The following is a 17,247-nucleotide window of genomic DNA, read 5'->3' as shown; positions in this document are numbered from 1 at the left end:
AACAAAATCATATTGACAAAGTAAATCGCTATAGGCTTAAATGAATGATTCACAACGGAGTGACTTGAAATTGAGCGCATATTACACTGAGAACACACAGCAAAAAGAAAAGGGTAGTTTAACAACAGCTTACTTTATATTTTTCCTGGCAGCATCCTTTTATTTGTACGAATTTATTTTGCAAGTAGCGCCTAGTGTCATGGCTGAACCCATGATGAAAACTTTTGGGGTTACCGGAGAAGGATTTGGTTTTATCTCCGCCTTTTATTTCTATGCCTATGCGCCTACTCAATTACCAGCAGGGGTTCTATACGACCGCTATGGCCCTAGAAAGCTAATGACTGTTGCTATTCTTTTATGTGCTTTAGGCTCAGCATTTTTTGCGTCAACCGATAGCGTATTTACCGCATGTATTGGACGTTTCCTCATTGGAATAGGCTCTGCATTTTCTTTTATCGGTGTCCTCGTACTCTTATCGCGTTGGTTCCCACCTCATTACTTCGCTATTTTGGCCGGTGTTGCTCAGTTAATGAGTTCAGTTGGAGCTATATTTGGTGAAGCACCTTTAGCTTATTTAATTCAGGGTGTGGGCTGGCGGAATGCAAGTTTTATCTTGGCTTTTGTTGGTTTTATTCTCGCAGCTTTTTTCTGGATGTATATTCGTGATTATCCGAATCAACAAAATCAGGAAGCTCCCAAACAGTACCTCCGTGATGAATGGAAACGATTAGTTGCCGTGTGTCGTCATGCGCATACTTGGATTATCGGGAGTTATGCCTTTTCAATATGGACACCAATTGCAGTATTTGCAGCCTTATGGGGGGTTCCTTTTCTTCAAGAAAAGTTTCAAATCAACCTGGTTGCTGCTTCATACTTATGCAGCATGATCTGGATTGGGATTGGAATTGGTAGTCCGCTGTTAGGATGGTTTAGTGACAAGATTGAGAGCCGACGCATCGCGTTAATTCTAAGTGCCATTTTAGGATTAACCGCTACATTAATTCTTCTTTATTTGCCAGGCCTTAGCTACAGTTGGGCTCCTCTGGTTTTATTGGTTTTAGGTCTAGGTGCGGGTGGGCAAACAGTGAGTTTTGCGGTTGTTAAAGAAAATAATACTGCTGAATATGTAGGAACCGCATCTGGTTTTAATAATCTGTCCGTATTAATCGGTGGAGCTATATTCCAGCCTCTAGTAGGTTATATCTTACAGCATACGAATTCAGGCCATATTGTAAATGGAGTATACGTATACAGCATGTCAGGGTATCAAACGGCATTATTAGTTATGCCGCTATGTTTCCTAGCGAGTTTATTAATCGCAACCTTCTTACTCAAAGAATCTCATCCGGCAAAGCGGAAATAATAAGCCATCATTAGGTGTAGATACTGTCTTTAAAGCAGCTTTTAAAGACAGTATCTATATATTTTAATGTTTTTACCGGGTTTCTGCTTTTTCTAGTGCCTTTTCATTTCCCGTTGGTTTCTGCATCCAAAATGCCAAAATCGTAAAGGTAAAAAATACAAGTTGCATCAGGTTGCAATACAGTGCAAAGTGCAGGTTATTATGGCCTTTGTAGATAATATTGGCTGCTTCGGTTCCAAGGGCACCAATAACCATCACACTGAGGCTTACTAAAGCTGAGACAGTACCTTTGCTTACTGAGGTGACAAAGAGGCAGAATCTGTTTAGCGGGGCGTTAATCACACTTAACGCAAAGAAATAAATTATGATACCAGGCATCAGATAGTGATAATCATTCCCATACAAATAAGGGAGGGCGGACATTAATACCGCGCCAACGGTCATAATCACACAACCTAAGGTAACGATTTTTTTAATTTCAAATTTATAAGTTAGCCTGTGTAAAAACCAGTTGCCTAATATTGTAGAGCCAAAAACAGGTAGCTGCCAAAGCCCATATTGGATTACGGTCAGTTTTCCCTCGAGCGTTAAAATAACGGGGGATAATGCAATCCAAGCAAGACAGGGAATGCCTACAGTACCTATGGCTAAGGTTCCCATGACAAATACTTTATTAGTTAATAAGGTCTTGTAATTAGCAAAAACCTTCTTGGATGAAATCTTGGTTTTAGGAGTCAGCTCTCCATTTTTCTTCTTTTGACCAATAGGTTCTGGCATGTAACGCCATAATCCCCATAAGGCCACTAAAGCAAATAGAGCAATGGAGACAAAGATATAACGCCATGATGTATAGTGAATAACTACCGCACCCAAAAGGGGCCCTAAAAGGGGTGCAAGAATGGTGGCATTAGCCATAATGGAAATGAGGCGAATTGCATCCATTTCCTCAAAAATTTCTTGAATAGTCGCATAGCCAATAACGCCGATAAAACAAAGTCCCATCCCCTCAAAGAAGCGAGCGGTCATAAATTGGCTCATTGAATTAGAGCAGGCAATAAATAAGGTAAAAATAAAAAATAGGCACGCACCAAGCAACATCATTGGACGGCGTCCATAAGCATCTGATATGGGGCCTAAAAATATTTGTAAGCTGGCACCTCCAAGGATATAAATAGTAAGTGAGGTTGCAACGGCAGATTCTGGTGCGTTGAATGCATGCGTCACACTGATCATACCAGGCATAATCATGTCATTCGCGACATAGGTTAAGAATTCATACAGGACGAGGAAACACGCAAACAGAATAGCCTGTTTTTTGGGTATCTGAATTAATGGTTCGGACATAAGATAAGCCTTGTTTTATACTTCTTTCTATTGTTGATCTAAGTCTTTGATGTTTTATGTAGCGTCATGCACATTTTATTAGGTGGTGCATATAAAGACTAAATGATTATTTAATGAACTAAAAGATAGTGTACTCGATTCTCCTCAACAGATCAATGTACTCATGATCATTCTTATCGTGTATTAATATTTCAAAATGCCTTTTGTTGTAATTATCTGTTTTCGTTTTGTATACTTGAACATTTCCATCAACAGGTAATCTCATGAAATGGCTCTTTTTTACCAGTGACGCTGGTGTCCAATATAAACTTAAAACTGGCTTGGCGGCTTATATTTTAAGCTTTCTTGATGCGGATTCATTGTATAACCTTTCTACTGTTTCTAAAGAGTGGAATGAGTTGGTGAAATTAGCTCAGAGCTACATGAATTTACTTCCCCAAATCAACGAAATTCCTATGTTTTCCCAGCTCACTTTGGATGTTTTAAGTTTAAAACTAATGGCTGGAGGAATGACTAATGCGACCTACAAGCTTACGGTAGGAGCTCATTATGAGGCTGACAAACGTAAACGCTGGGTTGTTCGTTTTCCTGGAGATGTTTCTCTATTTTCTGTTGACCGCAAGCATGAGCAACATAATGTACAGCAAACTTCAGATTTAAAACTGAACGTCCCTGTCGCTTATTTTAATGGAGAATCGGGTGTACAAGTTACTGAGTTTATTGCTGATGTAAAACCACTTGATAAAAACCGATTAGAACGAGTAGAAATATTAAAGATGCTTGCAGAAAAAGCTAAGATACTGCATAAGTCAAAGCAGTTTTTAAACGATATAGATGTGTTTTCCCGTAATGCAGGTTTGCTGGCTACTTTAGAAAATAAAAAATTTCCTTTACCTGAGCGAGTGAATTTCATTGCTAGTAAAATGAATGAGTTAAAAAATCTTTTCTCTTCCTACCAAATTAATAAAGTACCTTGCCATAATGACTCCACACCGCTGAACTACATGTTGACACCTTTAGAGCAAGGGGAATTGATTTATCAGATTGATTGGGAGTATTCCAGCAATAATGATTTCTTATGGGATCTGGCTTATTTTGCAATTGAAGCTAAGTTATCTAAAGAACAGGAGTTAATCTATTTAGCAGCTTATTTTGGTGAGGGCAAGGTAAACGAATCTATTTTAGCTTGGTATCAGGCGTATAAGCCGGTGATCGAATGGTGGATCACTTTATGGTCTTGGATGCAATTAGCGTTCGAAGCTACGGCGGTTGATGTGAGCGAATATGCTAATCTAGGTGAGGAGCGGTATTTCCGGACGCTGGAGCATCTAGATAGTTCAGCATTTTTGCATGCAATAGAACTTATTGAACTAGAAAAAAAGGCAGATGAGTCGCTAGTAGCGCGAGCCTTTTAAGCATAAAAATCATGTAACTCACAATGCTGGGCTTTTCAGCCCAGTCTACATTAAGACAGCTGTAGGGTTAAACCATACTTCCCAAAAACTCTTGCAAATGCTGCTTATCGCTTTCCGAACTTAAATACGACTTTAAGCGTTCAATGGAACTGTGGTATTCATCTTGGTTAATTACCCCACGAATTAATTCAAAGCGTAGAAACACACAAAAAGTATTTAACACATCGGTTTCGCAATAATCACGAATGCTTTTTATATTTCCAGTAAAATAGTGCTCCCATACCTTGGAACCACTCATGCCCATTTTTCCGGGGAAACCTAATAGAGTGGATAACTCATCCAAAGGAGCAAAGGCTTTGTTTTGATAACCAGCAATTACATCCATAAGATCCATATGACGGTTATGAAAACGACTTAAATAATTATTCCAACGGAAGGCTTGATTATTTTCCCCTGCCTCCCAATAGGTTGGAGCGGGAATGCCATGCAGCAATGCACGATAGTGCAGTACAGGTAAATCAAAGCCACTGCCATTCCAACTAACTAAAGTAGGCGTGTGTTTATCAATTCCTGCAAAAAAGCGAGTAATTAATTCTTTTTCATCCGATTGCTCCTCACCTAGTGACCAGACCTTAATGTTTGAGCCTTGACTAAGAACCAAAGAAATAGCGCATATTCGTTGCAAATGGTGTGGGAGAAAATCAGTACCGACTTTGGCACGTCTGAGCGCAAACATCGCTTGAGCAGTGTCCTCATCAGATAATCCATGTAAATCATATAACTTACGTCCAGATTCAATGTCCGGAATGGTTTCAATATCAAATACCAGAATACTCATGAAAGTTGCTTATTATTTTTAGTGGATTACAAACGCAAATAGTATCATGCAAGCTAAAGGAGACAACAGTGATTTAATTTACATATACATAGATTGTCCTAATCAAATTTGTTAATATCTTCCTTTTTCTTATTCGATCGTTTATGGAAACTTTGTTTCAATTTAAGAAGTTAAATCTTATATTGTTGCCTTTATTTGTGAGCGTACTTACAGCGTGTGTTAGTCGACCTCCTTCAGATTTGAATAATGTCTGTAACATATTTAGAGAATACCCCAGGTGGTATACTCATGCTAAAGATGTTGAGTCTCGCTGGAAGGTTCCCGTTCCTGTGCAAATGGCTATTATTCACCAAGAGTCAAAATTTGATGCGCATGCAAAGCCGCCACGTAGAAAGCTACTTGGATTTATTCCTTGGAAAAGACCTACAACCGCCACAGGTTATGCCCAGGCCTTGCATGGTACTTGGAATGAATACAAACAAAATAATGGTGGACTGTTGTCTTCCCGTCATAATTTTTCTGATGGGGTAGATTTTATTGGTTGGTACGCCAATCAGGCTAATCGACGGGCTGGTGTTAATCGTGCCGACGCCTATAATCTTTATCTTGCTTATCATGAGGGAGTCGGTGGTTATATGCGCAAATCCTATTTGAGAAAAGCATGGTTGATGCCCGTAGCCCGTAAAGTGAACGCTCGTTCGCAACTTTATGCTATGCAGCTGAATTCTTGCCGAGGAAGTCTAGAGCGGCATTCCTGGTTTTAATTTTATGGTAAATTTTGCTTTATTTTTGAAGCAGAGTTTAAATGAGGCCCAATATTTTCAAGTAATCTTGGGTATAAACGTATAAAAAGTGATGTATACTCAGATGAACCGAACTGAGATATATATCCTAAGGAGTTTTTTAATGCGATTAATGCTTTTGGGTGGTCCAGGGGCCGGAAAAGGGACCCAGGCTTTACGAATAATTGAACGCTATAAAATCCCACAAATCTCAACGGGTGATATGTTGCGTGCAGCTATTGCGCAAGGTACCCCATTAGGATTAAGTGCTAAAAAAGTTATGGAAGCAGGTGGTCTTGTCTCTGATGACATTATCATTGGGTTAGTCAAAGAGCGTTTAACGCAAGGTGACTGCAAAAACGGCTTCCTATTTGATGGTTTTCCAAGAACTTTAGTGCAGGCTGATGCATTGAAGCAAGCGGGTATTCATTTGGATCATGTCATTGAAATTGCTGTAGATGATAATGAAATCATTCGACGAATCAGTGGACGTCGTATTCACCAACCATCTGGCCGTGTTTATCATGTCGTTAATCAACCTCCAAAACAAGAAGGTTTGGACGATGTGACTGGCGAGCCTTTAATCCAGCGTGAAGACGATAAAGAGGAAACTGTAAAAAAACGTTTGGATGTATACAGAAAACAAACGGCGCCATTAATTAACTACTATAAAACTTGGGCAGAAAGTGGTGATCATGATGCACCAGCCTTCCACAGCGTTTCTGGTAGTGGTAATGTAGATGATGTATTTCATGAAATTATTGATTCTATTGAAGCAAAGGAAGATGTATGCCCAGCGAAAATGTAGTGAGTGCCGATTTTGAGGCTTTAGTTAACGAAAACAAAATTGTATTTGTTGATTTTTGGGCTGGTTGGTGTGCTCCCTGCAAACAGTTTGCGACGATTTATGAGCAAGTTTCGGCTCAGTATCCGAATATTAAATTTGCTAAAGTGAATATCGAAGCAGAGCAAGAATTGGCTGATTTTTTTGAAATTCGTTCGATTCCGCATTTAATGGTGTTTAAAGAAGGTATTGTTATTTACTCGAATGCGGGAAGTATGCCCGCTTCAACCTTACATGAATTGGTTGAGCAGGCTGTTGCTGCCGATGTTAGTGCAATAAAGGCTCAGTTTGAAGAGGATGATAAGCAATAATACTTTCAATATATGCAGCCAGTTCTTTTTTTCTGGCTGCGTTCAGTTTTAAATCAAGCTTAGTTCGCCGTTTCAGGACGTCCTCACTACTACGAGCCCACTCTTCCAAGATTAAATAATCTACTTCAGCTTGATATAAACCAGAGCCATAGCTCTTCCCTAAAGATTTTTCACTGGTGCTTAATGAGAGGAATTTTTCCATATGGCTGCCATAGGTATATAAATAGCGATGCAGTAATTCTTTATCCATCCATGAATATTTCTTTTGGGCATAGTGAATATATTGAGCAAAATCCATAGTTCCAAAAGTTGCTCCGGGCAAGGGAGCATTTGCGGTAATGGATGGTTTTAGATTAGGGAAAACAGCAGTGAATTTATTAATGGCTTCTTCGGCTAATTGCCTGTAAGTAGTTATTTTTCCCCCGTAAATGGTAATTATAGGGGCCGGTGTAACTTGAAACTCATAATTATAATCTCGACTCAGGGCGCGGGCTTCTTTATCGTCATTAGCTAATAAAGCACGAACCCCGCTCCAAGTGTAGACTATATCATTTGCGGATATTTTGGTTTTGAAATGGGAATTAACTAATTTAATTAAATAATTAATTTCTTGATCACTAATGTGAATTTGCTCCAATGGTTCATTCAGTGGTACATCAGTAGTGCCTATCATACTGTAACCATGGTAGGGGATGACAAAAATAACCCGTTTATCTTCATGCTGTAAGAAGTAAGCTTGCTCACCCTCGTATAACTTAGGCACAAGGATATGGCTGCCTTTAACCAAGCTAATTTGTTGCTGATCGGGGATATGGGTCAGCTGTTCCACCGCTTTAACCCATGGTCCTGCTGCATTAATTAATGCTTTAGCTTGTATGGTGTAAGCCGGACCTGTTAGTGGTTGTATGGTTACATGCCATAAATTATTAATAACTTGGGTCTTGGTAACTTTAGAACGCGTATGAATGCTTGCGCCATGCTGTTTGGCTTGTAGTGCATTCACAATGGTTAGGCGAGCATCATCAGCCGCACCATCATAAAATAAAAAGCCACGCTCCAAGCCCTCTTTTAAAGGAGAAAAATACTGAGCGTCATTTTTTTTGTTGATAGTCTTGCATTTAGGCAAGCGATTTTTACTACTTAGATGATCATATAAAAATAGGCCTAAACGTAAAAACCAAGAGGGACGCATGTGTTTTTCATAGGGTAAAACCAGGGGCTGAGCGTGCACTAGGTGAGGGGCTAAATCAAAAAGACGTTGCCGCTCGGTCAATGCTTTTCTTACTAAAGCAAACTCATAGTTCTCCAAATATCTTAAACCACCATGGACAAGTTTGGTGCTATTGGAGGACGTTTTGGACGCCAAATCATCTTCTTCTATCAGAACAACAGATAGGCCTCTTAAGGCCGCATCAGCGGCACAACCGCAGCCGTTGATGCCACCACCAATAATTGCAACATCAAAAACTTGATCCATGTTTTGGTCTCCATAAAAAAAGATTACACTTATTAACTATAACCTAGTAATAAAAAACAAGGAATGCCAAGACGATGAACTATTTACTTGCTATTGATCAAGGAACCAGCAGTACACGGGCGATGATTTACACTTTAAGCGGTGAATTAATTACCTGCAGCCAGTATTCATTAACCCAGTATTATCCTGAGACAGGGTGGGTAGAGCATGATCCTGAGGAAATATGGCGTAAAACATTGACTGCATTACGGGATGTGGTTGCGCAAGTACCTTCTGATGCAATTCTTGCCTGCGGTATTACTAATCAACGAGAAACAACCGTGATCTGGGATAAAAAAACCGGGACTTGCTTGGCTCCTGCTATTGTTTGGCAAGACCGGAGAACCGCTGAATATTGCCAGACATTTGTCTCTGAAGCCTCTGTGATCCAGGAAAAAACAGGTTTACTTCCAGATCCTTATTTTTCAGCGAGTAAACTTAACTGGTTATTAAAAAATAACTCGCAAGCCAGACAGCTTGCTGAAAAAGGTGAGTTAGCATTTGGCACCATAGACAGCTTCCTTATTTGGCGTTTAACTAAAGAGCATCGACATTTAACTGATGTGACAAATGCTTCAAGAACCATGCTTTTTAATATTAAAACCGAGCAATGGGATAAGGATTTGTTAACACTATTTTCAATTCCTGAATCAGTGCTACCCGAGGTGTATGCCAGTGACAGTTATTTTGGTGTAATGGATAAACAATGGTTGGGAATTGAGTTACCGATTACAGGCGTTGCTGGAGACCAACAAGCCGCTTTAGTAGGGCAAGGTTGTTTTACTTCAGGAATGGTTAAAGCTACTTATGGTACGGGCGGTTTTTTGCTATTAAATACAGGACCTAAGCCCGTAGCGTCGCAACATAAATTATTAACAACCATCGCTTATAAAGTTAAGGGCGAGACTATTTATGGTTTGGAGGGTAGCCTTTATCATGCAGGGACTGCAGTGAAGTGGTTACGTGATGAGATGAAGATGATCAGCAACGCTGATGAAACAGAGGCATTGGCTCGCTCATTAGAAGGCAATGATGGGGTTTATTTTGTCTCTTCCTTTACAGGTTTAGGTGCACCTCATTGGTTATCCGATCCTGGTGCGGCAATGTTTGGCTTATCTCTTTCCAGTACGCGAGCTCATTTTGCACGGGCAGCATTAGAAGGAGTCTGTTATCAAACACGAGATGTCCTTACCTGTATGCGCGAAGACAGTCATCTCGATCTGTCTTTATTATGCGTTGATGGAGGCATGGCCGCAAATAGCTGGTTTCTGCAGTTTTTAGCCGATCAATGCCAACTGCAGGTACAAAAGCCTAAGGATATAGAAACTACAGCGAAAGGAGCTGCTTTATTAGCTGCACTCGGCTCAGGAGTCTATAATTCGCTTGAGGAGGCAGGCGCTATTGAACAATGCTTTTATCCCGAGCGTACACGAGAAATAGTCGAAGCAGACTATCAGGGTTGGCACCAGGCATTGAGCAAACTGGGTATGTCATCCTAAATGTAGATGCAGAAAAGAATCGGTGATTTAAATAGGAATAAAGAAGTAGCCTGCAATGCAGGCTACCTTTCGTGCGACTAAGGAACGTTACGAGTTTTCTCACCAGTATAAAGCTGGCGTGGTCTACCAATTCTTGATTTAGTAGCAACCATTTCCATCCAGTGGCTCATCCAACCTACAGTTCTTGCTAAAGCGAAGATTACTGTAAACATGTTTGTTGGAATCCCTATAGCACTTAATGTTAACCCGGAATAAAAGTCAACGTTTGGATAAAGCTTTTTCTCAATGAAATAATCATCTTCAAGGGCAATACGCTCTAATTCCATTGCTAGTTTGAATAACGGCTCGTCTTTAGCACCAACGGCTTCTAAAACGTCATAACAGGTTTGACGCATTACTTTCGCTCTTGGATCGTAGCTCTTGTATACGCGATGGCCAAAGCCCATTAAACGGAATGAATCGTTTTTATCTTTGGCACGCTTAATAAAGTGATCAATACGGCTTACATCACCAATTTCTTTAAGCATATTCAAGCACGCTTCGTTTGCACCACCATGAGCGGGTCCCCATAGAGCACCAATACCTGCAGAAATACATGCAAAAGGATTCGCACCGGTTGAGCCTGCTAAACGAACAGTTGAAGTAGATGCATTTTGCTCATGATCCGCGTGCAGGATGAAAATAGTATCCAGTGCTTTAACTAAAACAGGGTCTGGAGTAATTTCTTCAGAAGGAACACCAAACATCATATGTAAGAAGTTTTCGGCGTAAGACATTTTGTTTTTTGGATACATATAAGGTAAACCAGTAGAGTATTTATAACTCATGGCTGCTAATGTAGGCATCTTAGCGACAAGACGAATTGCCGAAATAAAACGGTCTTGGGCGTTGTTTAAGTCCATAGTATCATGATAGAACGCAGAGAGGGCGCCAACCATTCCTACCATAATTGCCATTGGATGGGCATCACGGCGGAAACCGTTTAAGAATTGATACATTTGTTGATGTACCATGGTGTGATTATTAATCAAACCTACGAAGTCTTTTTTCTCTGTTGCATTGGGTAATTCACCATTCAACAAGAGGTAGCATACATCAAGGAAATCTTTCTTTTCGGCCAATTGTTCAATTGGGTATCCTCTGTACAGCAAAATACCGTCATCACCATCGATGTAAGTGATTTTAGATTCACAAGATGCTGTAGAAAGAAAACCCTGATCGAAGGTAAAGACACCGGTTGACCCTAATTGAGTAATATCAATAACATCATTACCCATAGTAGGCGTATAAATTGGTAATTCTAATGTCTCGTGGCCTTCAATGCTAAGTTTTGCGGTTTTATTAGTCATTGCTTCTCCTGTTTCTAAGCATCTTAATTATTTATTGTGCGCGGCACTATATACAAAATTTACACGTGCAGTCAATTTAAACCTACCCTAATCCATTATTATGGTAGAGTTTTATAAATAATGACAAGAAAAAAAGGAATATTTATTGGCTGAATATTCTGGATTTCTGCTTCGGATTACATTTTTTCAGTGCTTGATTCAATTACATCGGACGGTATGTTATCCTTGACCGCAGAATTTATTATAAGGATACATCCATACCATGGTTTATCTAGCTAAAGAAGTCTTGCCAGTTAATATTGAAGACGAATTAAAGCAATCCTACTTGGATTATGCGATGAGTGTTATCGTAGGTCGGGCCTTGCCTGATGTACGCGATGGACTAAAACCAGTTCACCGACGTGTGCTATATGCAATGAGTGAATTGGGGAATGATTGGAACAAACCCTACAAAAAATCTGCCCGTGTGGTAGGGGACGTAATCGGTAAATACCACCCGCATGGTGATACTGCAGTTTACGATACGATTGTACGTATGGCTCAGCCATTCTCAATGCGCTATCTTTTGGTCGATGGTCAAGGTAACTTCGGTTCGGTCGATGGTGATGCTCCAGCAGCGATGCGTTATACCGAAGTAAGAATGTCAAAGGTAGCACATGCCTTACTTGCTGACTTAGAGAAAGAAACTGTTGATTTTAGTCCAAACTATGATGAGACCGAGTTTGCTCCTGTAGTTTTACCTTCACGCGTACCTAACTTATTAGTGAATGGCTCTTCAGGTATTGCGGTAGGGATGGCAACCAACATTCCCCCCCATAACTTAACAGAAGTTATTAATGCCTGCCTCGCCTTGGTCGATAATCCAGAATTAAGTCTGGATGAAATTATGGAAATTATCCCCGGTCCAGATTTTCCTACTGCAGCGATTATTAATGGTCGCGCTGGAATTATCCAAGGGTACCGTACCGGTAAAGGGCGTGTAGTGATTCGTGCTCGCACTGAAATTGAAACAGATAAAGACACTGGACGCCAGGCAATTATTATTCACGAGTTACCTTATCAGGTGAACAAAGCACGTTTAGTTGAGCGCATTGCCGAATTAGTACGTGATAAAAAAGTCGAGGGAATTTCAGGACTTCGTGATGAGTCCGATAAGCAGGGTATGCGGGTTGTTATTGAATTGAAGCGTAATGAAGTTGCGGATGTTGTTCTAAACAACTTATATGCTCACACCCAAATGCAAAACGTATTTGGTATTAATATGGTTGCTTTGGTTGACGGTCAGCCACGCACTTTGAATTTAAAAGAAATTCTAGAGTACTTCATTAGACACCGTCGTGAAGTGGTTACTCGCAGAACCTTATTTGATTTGAAAAAGGCGAGAGCTCGTGCGCATTTATTAGAAGGTTTAGGTATTGCCTTAGCTAATATCGATGAAATGATTGCTCTGATTAAACAATCACCAACACCACAAGAAGCGAAAATTTCCTTATTGGCAAGGGAATGGCAGCCTGGTATGGTTAAAACAATGCTAGAGCGTGCAGGTTCTGATGCGTCAAGACCTGATGATTTAGGAGCTGAGTTTGGTTTAAGTGCTAGAGGATATAAATTATCTGAAGCTCAGGCACAAGCAATTCTTGAATTGCGTTTACATCGCTTGACCGCTTTAGAGCAAGACAAGATTCTTGGTGAGTTTGAAGAGTTATTAAAATTAATTAAAGAGTTACTCGATATTCTTGCTTCACCAGAGCGATTGATGCAGGTGATTCGTGATGAATTAATTGATATTAAAGTCCAATTTGGTGATGAGCGTCGTACTGAAATTACCGCTTCCCAAGAAGATTTAACCATCGAAGATTTAATTACTGAAGAAGATGTTGTTGTTACCTTGTCACATCAAGGTTACGTGAAATATCAGCCTTTAAGTGCTTATCAAGCACAACGCCGAGGTGGAAAAGGTAAGTCAGCAACGAATGTTAAAGACGAAGACTTTGTTTCACGCCTAGTGATTGCCAGCACTCATGATACTTTATTGTGCTTCTCCAATCACGGTAAGTTGTATTGGTTGAAAGCGTATCAACTGCCTTTAGCCAGCCGAATTTCACGTGGGAGACCGATTATTAACATTCTTCCATTGGCAGAAGGCGAAGAAATTAATGCCATGTTGCCGGTTCGAGTCTATCAGGAAGGATTTTATGTCTTTATGGCTACTCGTAATGGTACGGTGAAAAAGGTTCCACTCAATGCATTTAGCAGACCACGTTCTAATGGAATCATCGCGATTGATTTAGATGAAAATGATCGTTTGGTTGGTGTTGATATTACAGATGGCACCAGGGACATTATGTTGTTTACGGATACAGGTAAAGTTATTCGCTTTGATGAATCAAAGGTAAGAGCCACAGGCCGTACTGCCCGTGGGGTGCGTGGGATTCGTATTGAAGAGGACCAGGCTGTAATTTCCTTGATTGTTGCTCATCCTAATGGAACCATCCTAACTGCAACTGAAAATGGCTATGGAAAACGTACTGCTATTGAAGAGTATCGTGTGTCTGGTCGCGGTGGGCAGGGTGTTATCTCCATTCAAGTGACAGAACGTAATGGGAAAGTCGTTCGTTCGGTTCAAGTGAATGATAATGACGAAGCCATGTTGATTACTGATAAAGGAACCTTGGTACGTTTCCGAGTTAGTGAGTTATCAATCATTGGTCGAAATACTCAAGGTGTTCGTTTAATCAACGTGAGCTCAGGAGAGTCCGTCGTTGGGATGCAAAAAATTGAAGATTTAGGTGAAGGTTCTGACGATCTAGAGGAGAGTCTGGATGAAGAGGGTTCATTAGAAATCGAAAATAATGATGAGCAAGATGACAACCAGGACCTATAACTTCGGTGCAGGGCCTGCAATGCTTCCTGAGTCTCTGTTAAAAGAGGCCCAGGAAGAACTTCTGGATTGGAATAACACGGGAATGTCGATTTTAGAAATCGGCCATAGAACTCCTGAGTTTATGTCTCTTTTAGATCATGCCGAACAAACCCTAAGAGTCCTTTTAGGTATACCCTCAAATTATCAGGTTTTGTTCTTAGGTGGTGCTGCTCGTACGCAATTTGCCATGATTCCCATGAATTTTTTACATCCTGATGAACAAGCAGGTTATTTGGACACAGGAATTTGGTCGCATATCGCACTCCTTGAGGCGCAACGACTAAAAAAAGCTTATTCTGTGGCAAGTGATGAGGCTAATGGCTACAAGTCCATTCCCGAGCCCAAGCGTTGGGAGTTAAAAGAAAATACTAGTTACTTATATTACACACCGAATGAAACGGTCAATGGCGTTCGTTTTCCTTTTGTGCCTAAGGTTAAAGGGCTTACTTTAATTGCCGATATGACTTCCTGTTTACTGAGCGAGCCGATAAATATTCGTGATTATGGTTTGATTTTTGCAGGAGCTCAAAAAAATATTGCGAATGCTGGTTTAACGCTAGTAATTGTTCGCGATGATTTACTAGAAAAAGCCCCAAATCCAACCGTTCCTACGATGTTTGATTATAAATTTCAAACAGAACAACATTCACTGTATTCCACACCACCTGTATTTAATTGTTATTTGGCCGCTAAAATGTTTGATTGGGTTAAAACCCAAGGCGGAGTCGATGCTCTCTATGAAGTAAATTGTAAAAAAGCAGCTAAATTATATCAGTATTTAGACGCAAATGATTTTTATTCTACGCATGTGGATAGAGAGGCTCGTTCAATAATGAATGTTTGTTTCTCATTAAAAAATCCAGAGCTTGAGGAGCAATTTATACACCACGCACAGTTGCATGGTTTAAGTGCTTTAAAAGGGCACCGCTTTGTAGGTGGAATTCGTGCTAGTCTTTATAATGCCATGCCGCTGTCTGGTGTTGATGCCCTAATTGAGTTTATGTCTGAATTTGCAAGGAAAAATTGCTCGTGAAAAGAATTAATTTACTTAGTAAGCCATCGCATTCGATAACCGGGGAAATCAGTGTTCCTGGAGACAAGTCAATTTCCCATCGTTCTATTATATTTGGGGCTCTTGCTAAAGGAACTACCGTAATTAATGGGTTCCTTGATGGGGACGATTGTCTGGCGACACTAAATGCTTTTCGGACTATGGGTGTGCAGATTGATGGGCCAGATGAGCAACAAGTTATTATTCATGGTGTAGGTAAACATGGGTTAAAGAAGCCCAATCAAGTGATCGACTGTGGTAATTCTGGAACAAGCATGCGTTTGTTAGCCGGATTATTAGCAGCCCAGGATTTTGACAGTGAGTTAATCGGCGATGAAAGCCTGATGAAACGCCCTATGCTGCGTGTTAGTAAGCCTCTAATGCAGATGGGAGCAGATATATCTACAGTTGAGGGCAAGCCACCGATTAAGATTAAGGGCGGTAAAAAGCTAAAGGGTATCCATTATCTTATGCCGGAAGCAAGCGCTCAAGTTAAATCCTGTGTTTTACTCGCTGGTTTGTATGCAGAAGGCGAAACTACGGTTACTGAAACGGGTATTAGTCGGAATCATACTGAAGTGATGTTAGAAAGCTTTTCTTATCCTATCTCTCGTAAAGTAAATTCCATTACGGTTGATTCTGCAAGCGAATGCATGGCTACAGAGATCTTTGTTCCTGGGGATATCTCTTCAGCAGCCTTCTTTATTGTTGCTGCTACTATTATCCACGGCTCTGATTTACTGATTCGCAATGTGGGTATTAATCCCACACGCACCGGAGTTTTACATATCCTCTTGGAAATGGGCGCTAATATTACTCTGTTAAATCAGCGTCAGCAGGGTGAAGAGCAAGTTGCTGATATTCGTGTGCAGCATGCACCCTTGCAGGGAATTAATATTTCCCCAGAACTTGTTCCACTGGCAATCGATGAATTTCCTATTATTTTTATTGCTGCAGCATGTGCGGAAGGCCAAACAACATTGCACGGGGCAAAAGAACTACGATTTAAAGAAAGCGATCGCATTGCTGCGATGATTAATGGATTAAACCAGTTAGGAATTAAAGCCCAAGCTTTAGAGGATGGTGCTTTAATTGAAGGAGGTACACTACAAGGCGGGATAGTGGATAGTTTGGGTGATCATCGTATTGCGATGTCTTTTGCAATTGCAGGAGCAGTCGCCGCAGCCCCAGTAACAGTGGAGAACTGTGCCAATGTGGCAACATCATTCCCTTTATTTGTTGCAACAGCAAAAGAACTCCAACTTCAAGTAGAGGAAGTAGCTGAACATGTACGATAAAAAAATTCCCGTAATTACTCTGGATGGTCCAAGTGGGACTGGCAAAGGGACTTTATGTCATTTGCTTGCCAAGCATTTACAATGGAATATGCTCGATAGTGGCGCTATTTATCGAGTTTTGGCACATGCCATTAGAAAGAATAATATTGATTTCCAGGACATTAATCAAATTGCCGAACTTGCACGCACTTTGGATTTACGTTTTGAATCCTCTGAGGATAATGCGTCTTTAGTTATTTTAAATAATGAAGATGTCAGTACTGCCATTCGCAGCGAGCAATGTGGCCAAGATGCCTCAAAAATTGCCGCCATCCCAGAGGTTCGAGCAGCTTTATTAGAGAGACAACGTAATTTTGCGCAGTCCCCTGGCTTAGTTACTGATGGACGTGACATGGGCACGGTAGTATTTCCTGATGCTGTTTTAAAGGTCTTTTTGTATGCAGATGAGCAAGAAAGAGCAAATAGGCGTTATTTGCAGTTGAAAGAAAAAGGAAATAATGTTAGCCTCGCGCAGGTTGTAGAAGAATTGGTTAAACGTGATACAAGGGATACTGCACGTACTCACGCACCATTAAAGCCTGCAGATGATGCAGTGCAAATTGATACAACAAGATTAACCATTGTACAAGCGCTCAATACTGTATTAAAATTAATAGATGAACGTTTGAATAATGTTTAAGTGAGTCTGTTTTCGTTTTGCTATCTACCAAGATG

Annotated in this window: 14 protein-coding genes; 10 read left to right on the top strand and 4 right to left on the bottom strand. The window is 40.5% G+C overall.

Translation table 11 applies throughout. The annotated features are described in order from the left end of the window. Window positions 1-40: 40 nt before the first annotated feature. Window positions 41-1,363 (top strand): MFS transporter, encoded by a 1,323-nt coding sequence (locus ACD661_RS04335; protein WP_400186590.1) that lies wholly within the window; start codon window positions 41-43, stop codon window positions 1,361-1,363. A gap of 72 nt (window positions 1,364-1,435) precedes the next feature. On the opposite strand, the gene ACD661_RS04330 is transcribed toward ACD661_RS04335, so the two are convergent. Beyond that, window positions 1,436-2,707: an MFS transporter gene (locus ACD661_RS04330; protein WP_400186589.1), complete on the bottom strand. Its 1,272-nt coding sequence runs from the start codon at window positions 2,705-2,707 to the stop codon at window positions 1,436-1,438. Window positions 2,708-2,970: 263 nt separating this feature from the next. On the opposite strand from ACD661_RS04330, the gene ACD661_RS04325 reads away from it, so the two are divergent. After that, the gene (locus ACD661_RS04325) at window positions 2,971-4,122 is read left to right on the top strand and encodes a phosphotransferase (protein ID WP_400186588.1); all 1,152 of its coding nucleotides are present in this window, start codon (window positions 2,971-2,973) and stop codon (window positions 4,120-4,122) included. 67 nt (window positions 4,123-4,189) lie between these two features. Here the strand turns inward: ACD661_RS04325 and ACD661_RS04320 are convergent, their stop codons facing one another. Further along, a complete protein-coding gene (locus ACD661_RS04320) occupies window positions 4,190-4,960 on the bottom strand; it encodes a 3'-5' exonuclease (RefSeq protein WP_400186586.1) in 771 nt (256 codons plus the stop codon). 143 nt (window positions 4,961-5,103) lie between these two features. On the opposite strand from ACD661_RS04320, the gene ACD661_RS04315 reads away from it, so the two are divergent. The 3 genes from ACD661_RS04315 to ACD661_RS04305 all read left to right on the top strand — a co-directional run bounded on the left by ACD661_RS04315 (window position 5,104) and on the right by ACD661_RS04305 (window position 6,897). After that, window positions 5,104-5,724 (top strand): transglycosylase SLT domain-containing protein, encoded by a 621-nt coding sequence (locus ACD661_RS04315; RefSeq protein WP_400186585.1) that lies wholly within the window; start codon window positions 5,104-5,106, stop codon window positions 5,722-5,724. Window positions 5,725-5,866: 142 nt separating this feature from the next. Then, the gene (gene adk / locus ACD661_RS04310; protein ID WP_400186583.1) at window positions 5,867-6,550 is read left to right on the top strand and encodes an adenylate kinase; all 684 of its coding nucleotides are present in this window, start codon (window positions 5,867-5,869) and stop codon (window positions 6,548-6,550) included. Beyond that, entirely contained in the window at window positions 6,532-6,897 is a 366-nt protein-coding gene (locus ACD661_RS04305) for a thioredoxin family protein (protein ID WP_400186581.1), read from the top strand. Before adk ends, ACD661_RS04305 begins: the two co-directional genes overlap by 19 nt. On the opposite strand, the gene glpD is transcribed toward ACD661_RS04305, so the two are convergent. After that, a complete protein-coding gene (glpD, locus tag ACD661_RS04300; RefSeq protein ID WP_400186579.1) occupies window positions 6,854-8,374 on the bottom strand; it encodes a glycerol-3-phosphate dehydrogenase in 1,521 nt (506 codons plus the stop codon). The two genes, ACD661_RS04305 and glpD, sit on opposite strands and share 44 nt — an antisense overlap. Window positions 8,375-8,448: 74 nt before the next feature. Between glpD and glpK the strand changes: the two genes are divergently transcribed. Next, a complete protein-coding gene (gene glpK / locus ACD661_RS04295) occupies window positions 8,449-9,912 on the top strand; it encodes a glycerol kinase GlpK (RefSeq protein WP_400186577.1) in 1,464 nt (487 codons plus the stop codon). 77 nt (window positions 9,913-9,989) lie between these two features. On the opposite strand, the gene gltA is transcribed toward glpK, so the two are convergent. Further along, on the bottom strand, window positions 9,990-11,261 hold the full coding sequence (gene gltA / locus ACD661_RS04290) for a citrate synthase (protein ID WP_400186575.1): 1,272 nt from the start codon (window positions 11,259-11,261) through the stop codon (window positions 9,990-9,992). 262 nt (window positions 11,262-11,523) lie between these two features. On the opposite strand from gltA, the gene gyrA reads away from it, so the two are divergent. The 4 genes from gyrA to cmk are packed head-to-tail and all read left to right on the top strand — an operon-like array spanning window position 11,524 to window position 17,212. After that, window positions 11,524-14,145: a DNA gyrase subunit A gene (gyrA, locus tag ACD661_RS04285; RefSeq protein ID WP_400186573.1), complete on the top strand. Its 2,622-nt coding sequence runs from the start codon at window positions 11,524-11,526 to the stop codon at window positions 14,143-14,145. Continuing rightward, window positions 14,126-15,217, top strand: a complete 1,092-nt coding sequence (serC, locus tag ACD661_RS04280) for a 3-phosphoserine/phosphohydroxythreonine transaminase (RefSeq protein ID WP_400186571.1) — start codon at window positions 14,126-14,128, stop codon at window positions 15,215-15,217. The genes gyrA and serC overlap by 20 nt, the downstream gene beginning before the upstream one ends. A 5-nt stretch (window positions 15,218-15,222) precedes the next feature. Next, the gene (gene aroA, locus ACD661_RS04275; protein WP_400187224.1) at window positions 15,223-16,533 is read left to right on the top strand and encodes a 3-phosphoshikimate 1-carboxyvinyltransferase; all 1,311 of its coding nucleotides are present in this window, start codon (window positions 15,223-15,225) and stop codon (window positions 16,531-16,533) included. Beyond that, complete coding sequence (gene cmk, locus ACD661_RS04270; RefSeq protein ID WP_400186569.1) at window positions 16,523-17,212, top strand: (d)CMP kinase; 690 nt, start codon at window positions 16,523-16,525, stop codon at window positions 17,210-17,212. Before aroA ends, cmk begins: the two co-directional genes overlap by 11 nt. Window positions 17,213-17,247 lie beyond the last annotated feature (35 nt).

The organism is Legionella lytica (assembly GCF_044626755.1).
Classification (GTDB): Bacteria; Pseudomonadota; Gammaproteobacteria; order Legionellales; family Legionellaceae; genus Legionella; species Legionella lytica_A.
Note: the sequence above shows the minus strand (reverse complement) of the source record. Positions and strands in the feature narration are given on the sequence as shown.

Excerpts from the sequence above, each read along its gene's own strand:
- ACD661_RS04335 (WP_400186590.1), top strand. The coding sequence starts at position 41 with ATGAATGATTCACAACGGAGTGACTTGAAATTGAGCGCATATTACACT.
- ACD661_RS04330 (WP_400186589.1), bottom strand. The coding sequence starts at position 2,707 with ATGTCCGAACCATTAATTCAGATACCCAAAAAACAGGCTATTCTGTTT.
- ACD661_RS04325 (WP_400186588.1), top strand. The coding sequence starts at position 2,971 with ATGAAATGGCTCTTTTTTACCAGTGACGCTGGTGTCCAATATAAACTT.
- ACD661_RS04320 (WP_400186586.1), bottom strand. The coding sequence starts at position 4,960 with ATGAGTATTCTGGTATTTGATATTGAAACCATTCCGGACATTGAATCT.
- ACD661_RS04315 (WP_400186585.1), top strand. The coding sequence starts at position 5,104 with ATGGAAACTTTGTTTCAATTTAAGAAGTTAAATCTTATATTGTTGCCT.
- adk (WP_400186583.1), top strand. The coding sequence starts at position 5,867 with ATGCGATTAATGCTTTTGGGTGGTCCAGGGGCCGGAAAAGGGACCCAG.
- ACD661_RS04305 (WP_400186581.1), top strand. The coding sequence starts at position 6,532 with ATGCCCAGCGAAAATGTAGTGAGTGCCGATTTTGAGGCTTTAGTTAAC.
- glpD (WP_400186579.1), bottom strand. The coding sequence starts at position 8,374 with ATGGATCAAGTTTTTGATGTTGCAATTATTGGTGGTGGCATCAACGGC.
- glpK (WP_400186577.1), top strand. The coding sequence starts at position 8,449 with ATGAACTATTTACTTGCTATTGATCAAGGAACCAGCAGTACACGGGCG.
- gltA (WP_400186575.1), bottom strand. The coding sequence starts at position 11,261 with ATGACTAATAAAACCGCAAAACTTAGCATTGAAGGCCACGAGACATTA.
- gyrA (WP_400186573.1), top strand. The coding sequence starts at position 11,524 with ATGGTTTATCTAGCTAAAGAAGTCTTGCCAGTTAATATTGAAGACGAA.
- serC (WP_400186571.1), top strand. The coding sequence starts at position 14,126 with ATGACAACCAGGACCTATAACTTCGGTGCAGGGCCTGCAATGCTTCCT.
- cmk (WP_400186569.1), top strand. The coding sequence starts at position 16,523 with ATGTACGATAAAAAAATTCCCGTAATTACTCTGGATGGTCCAAGTGGG.